General features: G+C 69.1%; 9 protein-coding genes. All 9 read right to left on the reverse strand.

Annotated features, from left to right (window positions below; genetic code table 11):
• Positions 1-415, reverse strand: a 415-nt coding sequence (locus Q0L11_RS09180) for an AAA family ATPase (RefSeq protein WP_296596827.1), incomplete at its 3' end; no start/stop codon positions are given.
• Positions 416-476: 61 nt separating this feature from the next.
• Positions 477-1,892, reverse strand: a complete 1,416-nt coding sequence (locus Q0L11_RS09185; RefSeq protein WP_296596828.1) for a Do family serine endopeptidase — start codon at positions 1,890-1,892, stop codon at positions 477-479.
• 68 nt (positions 1,893-1,960) lie between these two features.
• Complete coding sequence (locus tag Q0L11_RS09190; RefSeq protein WP_296596829.1) at positions 1,961-3,214, reverse strand: TCR/Tet family MFS transporter; 1,254 nt, start codon at positions 3,212-3,214, stop codon at positions 1,961-1,963.
• Between the two features lie 55 nt (positions 3,215-3,269).
• Positions 3,270-3,728, reverse strand: a complete 459-nt coding sequence (locus Q0L11_RS09195; protein WP_296596831.1) for an SRPBCC domain-containing protein — start codon at positions 3,726-3,728, stop codon at positions 3,270-3,272.
• Positions 3,725-4,060, reverse strand: a complete 336-nt coding sequence (locus tag Q0L11_RS09200) for a metalloregulator ArsR/SmtB family transcription factor (protein WP_296596832.1) — start codon at positions 4,058-4,060, stop codon at positions 3,725-3,727. Before Q0L11_RS09200 ends, Q0L11_RS09195 begins: the two co-directional genes overlap by 4 nt.
• A complete protein-coding gene (locus Q0L11_RS09205; protein WP_296596833.1) occupies positions 4,057-4,524 on the reverse strand; it encodes a VOC family protein in 468 nt (155 codons plus the stop codon). Before Q0L11_RS09205 ends, Q0L11_RS09200 begins: the two co-directional genes overlap by 4 nt.
• Positions 4,525-4,640: 116 nt before the next feature.
• A complete protein-coding gene (locus Q0L11_RS09210) occupies positions 4,641-5,846 on the reverse strand; it encodes an ectonucleotide pyrophosphatase/phosphodiesterase (protein WP_296596835.1) in 1,206 nt (401 codons plus the stop codon).
• Positions 5,847-5,940: 94 nt separating this feature from the next.
• Positions 5,941-6,360 (reverse strand): 50S ribosomal protein L17, encoded by a 420-nt coding sequence (gene rplQ / locus Q0L11_RS09215; RefSeq protein ID WP_296596836.1) that lies wholly within the window; start codon positions 6,358-6,360, stop codon positions 5,941-5,943.
• A gap of 179 nt (positions 6,361-6,539) precedes the next feature.
• Positions 6,540-7,508: a DNA-directed RNA polymerase subunit alpha gene (locus Q0L11_RS09220; RefSeq protein ID WP_367183384.1), complete on the reverse strand. Its 969-nt coding sequence runs from the start codon at positions 7,506-7,508 to the stop codon at positions 6,540-6,542.
• Between the last annotated feature and the right edge of the window lie 5 nt (positions 7,509-7,513).

The following is a 7,513-nucleotide window of genomic DNA, read 5'->3' on the forward strand; positions in this document are numbered from 1 at the left end:
GGGTCACGATCCCCTCCTCCACGAACGGCAGGAAACCGTCCTGCTGGGCGCGATTGAAGCGGTGGATCTCGTCGACGAACAAGAGGGTCGCCTGGCCGGCCAGACGGCGCGCGCGCGCCTGCTCGAACGCCTTCTTGAGGTCGGCGACCCCCGAAAACACGGCCGAGAGCTGCTGGAACTCGTAGCCGGCTTCCTTGGCCAGCAGGCGGGCGATGGTGGTCTTGCCGGTGCCGGGCGGGCCCCACAGGATCATCGACGACAGCCGCCGGGCCTCCGCCATTCGCCGGATAGGGCCTTCGGGCCCCAGCAGGTGATCTTGCCCGACCACCTCCTCCAGCTTCTGCGGACGCAGCCGGTCGGCCAGCGGCGAGGGCTGTTGCGGCGTGAGGCCCGCGGCTTCGAAGAGGTCGGCCATGGGCACCGTTTAGCAAACCGCCGGCCGGGACGCTCAGGAAAGTGGGCGCCCCGCGCCGCCGTCAGCCCGAGAACACCGCCGTCTGGATCCGGCCGTCGCGCTCGATGCTGATCCGCCAGGTGCGGACCTGCGCCGAGGTGGCGGCGAGCAGGTCGCGGACATTGCCGATCTTCACGCCGTTGACCTCGCGCACGAGGTCGCCGCGCTTCAGGCCGATGCCACGCGCCGCGCCGGCGTCGACGGCGGTCACGATCACGCCCGAGCCGGTGAACAGGTCCAGGCCCATCTCGTCGGCGACGGCCGGGGAGAGGTTCACGACCGTCGCGCCGTCGAACGGATTGCGCCCCGCGATCCGGCGCTCGTCGCGCGGCGGCGTCGCGGGCGCGGCCTCGGCGCGCAGCGTCACCGTCTGGTCGGGACCGCCCGAGGCCCGGCGGACCGTCAGGACGATGCTCTCCCCGGGGCGACGATTGCGGATCACGTAGTTGAGGGCGCCGGCGTCGTCGACCGGACGGCCGTCGGCCTGCAGAACCACGTCGCCCTGCCGCAGGCCCGCGCGCGCCGCGGGGCCGCCGGGATACAGGTCCGCCACCAGGGCGCCCTGCGGGACCGGCAGGCCGAGGCTGCGTGCGACCTCGGACGTCACGGACTGGGTCCGCGCGCCGAACCAGGGCCGGACGACCGCGCGGCCGCCGCCCACGGCGGTCTCGACCACCCGACGCACCACCGCCGCCGGAATGGCGAAACCAACGCCCGACGACTGGCCCGAGCGCGAAAGGATGAAGCTGTTCACCCCGATCAGGTCGCCGTCCATGTCGATCAGCGCGCCGCCGGAGTTGCCGGGATTGATGGCCGCGTCGGTCTGGATATAGGCCGAGCCGCCCTCCCCGGTCGGGTCGGTGATGCGGTTCAGCGCCGAGACGATGCCGTTGGTGACCGTCTGGCCCACGCCAAAGGGATCGCCAATGGCCAGCACGAGGTCGCCCACCTGGGTATCGCTGCTGTCGTCCATGGCCAGCATCGGCAGGCGCTCGCCGCCCGGAGCTTCGATCTTCAGCACGGCGAGGTCCGTGCGGGGATCCGCCAGCAGCACGCGCGCGGCGAACTCGCGGCGGTCGTTGAGCGCGACGGTGATCTCCTCGCCGCCCTCGATCACGTGGTTGTTGGTCACGACGATGCCGTCGCCGCGCACGATCACGCCAGAACCCAGCGATTGGGCGACCCGCGCCTGCGGGACGCCCAGGCCGAACATCTGCCAGAAGGGATCCACCTGCTGACGCACCACCCGCTTGGCCGAGATGTTGACCACGGCCGGAGCAGCGCGGCGAACGACCGGCGCGAACGAGGACTTCATGGCCGTGGCGCTCGCCGGCGCGGCGCGCGGCGTGGGCTCGGCGAAGGCCGCGGGTTGGGCGCACGCCTGGCCGGCGGCCAGGGCGAGGATGGCGGCAGGGATCAAGACGCTGGTCGCGCGCATGGGGTCTCCGTGTACGAACGGCGGAACGCTACGCAGGTTTCCGGCGCAAAGATGGCGAAGGTTGACGCCTATTCGGCCGGAGAGGCCAGCGGCGCGGCCCGCCGCGCCGTCGCCAGGGCGAGCAGGAACGCCAAGCCCATGAGCGCCGCCGCCAGGTAGATCGCCAGCCCCGGCGCGTGGAAGCCCTGCTGGCGGATCGACCAGGCGAACACCTCGCCGAAGATCAGCGGCCCGAAGATCGAGGCGACGCCCTGCAGGCTCTGGTTCGCGCCCTGAAGCTGGCCCTGCTCGTGCGGCGCGACCCGGCGGGTCATCAGGCCCTGCAGTCCGGGCATCAGGAAGCCGGCGAAGGCGAACACGGGCACGGCCGACAGGTAGAGCAGGCCGGTCGGCGCCCAGGCATACCAGCAGAAGCCGGCCGCCCCTGCGAGCGCCCCCAGCAACACCGCGTTACGCTCGCCGATCCGCGACACCACGGGGCCGATCAGCATGGTCTGGACCACCACGCCCGCCACGCCCGTGGCGATGAAGGTCATGCCGAGAATCCCCGGCGTCCAGCCGTAGCGATAACCGGCGTACAGCACGAAGATGGACGGCAGCACCATGTGGGCGAGTTGGAACAGGAAGCCGACGCCAGCCAGGCCCAGCAGGCCGGGATGCGCCTGCAGCAGCCGCAGCGACCCCAGGGGATTGGCCTTCTTCCAGTTGAAGGCGGTGGCGCGCCTCTCTGGCGGCAGGCTCTCGGGCAGCACGAACAGGCCGTAGAGGAAGTTCAGCAGGGTGATGGCCGCCGCGGCCAGGAACGGCAGGCGCAGGTCCACTTCCCCCAGCCAGCCGCCCATGGCCGGGCCGAAGATGAAGCCGAAGCTGAACGCCGAGCTCATCCAGCCGAACACCTTGGCCCGCTCGGCCGGCGGCGTGACGTCGGCGAGGTACGCGTTGGCGGTCGAGAAGCTGGCGGCGGTCATCCCGTTCAGCACGCGCCCCACGAACAGCCACCACAGTGTCGGCGCGAAGGCCATGAACAGGAAGTCCACGCCCAGGCCGAACAGGGAGATCAGCAGCACCGGACGGCGGCCCCAGCGATCGGCCACCAGGCCCAGCACCGGGCCGCAGAGGAACTGCATCAGCCCCCAGGTGGTGGCGAACAGCACGTTCCATTCCGACGCGGCGGCCGTATCACCGCCGGTGAACTGCTTGATGAGATTGGGCAGGATCGGAATCATGATCCCGAAGGACAGCGAGTTCATCAGCGCCAGCGCGAAGATGAAGCGGAAGCTGGCCTGCCGGCTGCGCCCGGCGGCCGCGGTTTCGCCCGTCATGTCGTTGCCCTCTCCCCAAACACCATGAAACAAACTGCGAACACGCGCAACGCTGTTACGCCGCGCGTTCGCCAAGCGCCCGGATCTGCGCCTGCCAGAATTCGGCGAGACGCGCGAGCAGCGCACGGTCCGGGAAGCCGTGGCGCGCCGCGCTCCCGGCCGGCACGTTGTGGAAGCCCCGATGTTCGACGCTGACGCGGGTCTCGTCGCCCACGGCCTCGAAGCGCACCTCGACCTCGGTCTTCAGATCGGCCGGAAACGTCGCCTGCCGCCAGGCGAAGACGAGCCGCTCCGGCGGCTCCCAGACGAGCACCTTGCCGATCTCGAAGACCTTGCCGTTCGCCAGCGTCTCGATCAGCCTGCCGCCCTCGAAGGCCAAGCGCCCCGGCGCGCGCGGTGTCGTCTGGAAGAGGCCGCTCGGCCGCCACCAGTCGCCGATCTCCTGCGTGAACACGGCGAAGGCCCGTTCGGGCGAAGCCTTCACGCGCAGGGCGACATAGACCTTGGAGGTCATTCCCCCTCGGCGTCCTTCTCGATATGCGCCTTGAACGCCAGGAGTTGGGCGCTCCAGAGCCGTTCGCTCTCCTCCAGCCAGCGCAGCAAGTGGACCATAGGCTCGGGCCTCAAGGCGTAGATGCGCACGCGCGCGTCGAACTCGGGGTGGCTCTCCTCCACCAGGCCGCTGGCGCGCAGGGTGCGCAGGTGGCGGCTCATGGCCGGCGCCGAGACGTCCAGCTCCCGCGCCAGCTCGCCGGCTGCTCGCGGCCGCCGCGCAAGCAGGTCCACAGCGCGCCGCCGCACCGGGTCGGCCAGCGCCGCCAGCGTCAGGTCTAGAGCGGCGTTCAAACCCAGCCCGTAATCTTGAGCCCGGTCGCCTGTTCGGCCTCCTCGCGGCTCACGGCCTGGACGGTCTGCGCGACGGTCCAGATGTGACCTTCCGGATCGCGGCAGCGATAGGTGCGGTCGCCGTAGAACTGGGTTTCCGGCTCGACCAGGATCTCGAAGCCAGCCTTGCGCGCCCGTTCGCAGTGGACGTCGACGTCGGTTTCGATCTGGATGTGGACGGTCTGGGTGTTCTTGCCGCCGATCGAGGCGGGACTTTTGTGGTCGTCACTCCACTCGTTGCCGACCATGACGACGGCGTCGCCGAAGCGCATCTCGGAGTGGGCCAGGTTTCCCTGCTCGTCCTCGATCAGCATCGACAGCTCGAACCCGAAGGCGTCCTCCAGGAACCGCAGCGCCGCCTTGGGATCGCGGTAGCAGACGGCCGACATGAGGGGCGCGCGCCAGTCCTTGCGTGCAGCGTCCATGCTCAAGCCTCCCCGCGCGATCTGCGAATATGCCGATGGAGGACTGCGGTGTCGGACGCGCGGAAGCACATGACGATCTCCTTGCCAAGATCGTCAATATTTAACGCACATCGCAATTATCTCGTCAAGGCCGCCGCCGTGTCGGACGCTCGTCCGTCTCCCGCCAACGCCTTCACCCCCAGCAATCGGGCCAGGAGCGGATAGACGCTGACGTTGTCGAACGTGGGCAACACCACTCCCGGCCGGAAGGCTGGGCCGTTGGCGATGAACACAGCCGCCATCTCCGGGCTGTACGGATCGAAGCCGTGATTCCCCAGCTCCGGCTTCTTGGCCTTGTAATCCCGGGTCGTGATGGTCCAGCCGGTCTCGGGCAGGCAGAAGTAGGCCGCGACGCGTGGATTGCGGCCGTAGTGATATCGCCTGGGAATGTCGCCCTTGGCCCAGCACTGCAGGTGATCGTGCGCCTTCAGCAGCGCGCCCGCCACCTCGCGTTCGTGACCGGGCTGCGGATACAGCGTCATGAACGCCCCGCCCGACAGCGAGCGGTAGGCGACCTTGGGCAGCAGGTCGTCCATGTAGAGTTTCCGCGCCTCCGACAGCGGCGCCATGCCATGGTCGGCGACGATGACGAGGTTGGCGGCGAGCCCCCTCGCCTGCAGCCCCTCCGCCAGCCGGGCAATCTGGCCGTCCACCTCGGCCACCGCGGCCACAGTCTCGGGCGCCCCTGGGCCATAGTCGTGCCCCGCCGTGTCCACCGTGTCGAAGTAGAGGGTCAGGAAGGCGGGCCGGCTGGCGGGCGGCCGGTCCAGCAGCGCCAGGAGGTCGTCCACCCGCTTGCCGTTCGGCGTCTCCATGTCGAAGGGGACGTAGACGCGGGGACGCACCCCGTGGATCGCCGCCTCGGCCCCGGGCCAAAACACCGGTGCGGTGACCAGGCCGGCGCGCTCCGCGGTCACCCAGATCGGCGTCCCCTCGTCCCACCAGAAGCGGTCCTTCACCTCCTGGCGGTTCGACATCTTGAAGACGACGCCGGGGCGGCGCGGATCCTCGAACGTGTTCTCCACCATGCCGCTGCGATCCGGGCGCAGGCCGGTGACCAGGGCGTAGTGGTTGGGGAAGGTCTTCGACGGGAACGACGGCCGCATCGCCGCCCGCGCGCCCCCGGCGGCGAGCTTCGACATCGCCGGCGTGACCCCCGGGTCCAGGTAGTCGGCCCGGAATCCGTCGATGGACACAAGGATGGTCGGCGGTCGGCCCGCAGCCGCCGCTGGCGCGGTCAGGGCGAGAAGCGTGAAGAGAAGGACGAGCAGGCGGGCGATCATCCCGGCTCTCTAGCCGCAGTCTGCGACGCTTCCGCAAACGAAAAGCCCCGGAAGCGGCGCTTCCGGGGCTCGTCTGCTCGCTTGTGCGAGGATCTTACTCTTCGCCGCCGAAACCGGCTTCAGCCGTGGGGCCCGAGTCCTTGCCCTTCTCGGCCGGATCGCGGTCCACGAACTCGATGACCGCCATGGCGGCGTTGTCGCCGTGACGGAAGCCGGCCTTCAGCACGCGGACGTAGCCGCCGTTGCGGTTGGCGTAGCGCGGGCCGAGCACCGAGAACAGCTTGCCGACCTGTTCGACGTCGCGAACCTGGCTGATCGCCTGACGGCGGGCATGCAGGTCGCCGCGCTTGCCGAGGGTCACCAGCTTCTCGACGAAGGGACGCAGTTCCTTCGCCTTCGGAAGGGTGGTCACGATCTGCTCGTGCTTGATCAGGCTGGCCGACATGTTGGCGAACATGGCGGTGCGGTGGGCGGACGTACGGCCCAGTTTGCGGTGGGCTTTACCGTGGCGCATTTCAATTCTCCTGGGTCATCCGACCCGCTGGACGCTTCCGATCGTCTGGAAGCGTCACCTGACCAAGTCCCAGCCTGCTCCCGCCTGGGTCAACACGATGCGCCGGGGCCCTCCGCCGCGACTGCGGCTTCATCGGGCCCGAACCGCCGAGACGGTCCGGAGTTGGCGCGAAGACCAAATTACATCTGGTCTTCGAACTTCTTCGCGAGCTCTTCGATGTTCTCCGGCGGCCAGTTCGGCACGTCCATGCCGAGGTGGAGGCCCATCCCGGCGAGAACTTCCTTGATCTCGTTCAGCGACTTGCGGCCGAAGTTCGGGGTGCGGAGCATCTCCGCCTCCGTCTTCTGGATCAGGTCGCCGATGTAGACGATGTTGTCGTTCTTCAGGCAGTTGGCCGAACGGACCGAGAGCTCCAACTCGTCGACCTTCTTCAGCAGCGCCGGGTTGAACGGCAGTTCCGGCTTGGCTTCGCCTTCGACCTTCTTCTTCGGCTCTTCGAAGGTGATGAAGATCTGGAGCTGGTCCTGGAGGATGCGGGCGGCGTAGGCCACCGCGTCAACGGGGCTGATGGCGCCGTTGGTTTCCACTTCCATGATCAGCTTGTCGTAGTCGAGCGACTGGCCCTGACGGGTGGGCTCGACGCGGAACGCGACGCGCTTGACCGGCGAATAGAGGGCGTCGACGGCGATCAGGCCGATCGGGGCGTCCTCGGGACGGTTCAGCTCGGCGGCGACATAGCCCTTGCCGGTCTGGACGGTGAACTCCATGCGCACGCTGGCGCCGTCGTCCAACGTGCAGAGCACGTGGTCGGGGTTCAGGATCTCGATGTCCGCCGGCGCTTCGATCTGGCCGGCGGTCACGGGGCCCGGGCCGGTGGCGCGGAGCGTCATGCGCTTCGGGCCCTCGGCGTGCATGCGAAGGGCCAGTTGCTTGATGTTCAGGACGATGTCGACGACGTCCTCACGCACGCCTTCCAGCGAGGAGAACTCGTGAACCACACCGTCGATCTGCACCGCGGTCACCGCCGCGCCCTGCAGGGAGGAGAGAAGCACGCGCCGCAGGCTGTTGCCCAGGGTCACGCCGAACCCGCGCTCGAGGGGCTCGGCCACCAGACGCGCCTTGCGGCTGGCGTCGGCGCCGGTCTCGATTTGCG

The organism is Phenylobacterium sp., from assembly GCF_024508875.1.
Lineage (GTDB): Bacteria > Pseudomonadota > Alphaproteobacteria > Caulobacterales > Caulobacteraceae > Phenylobacterium.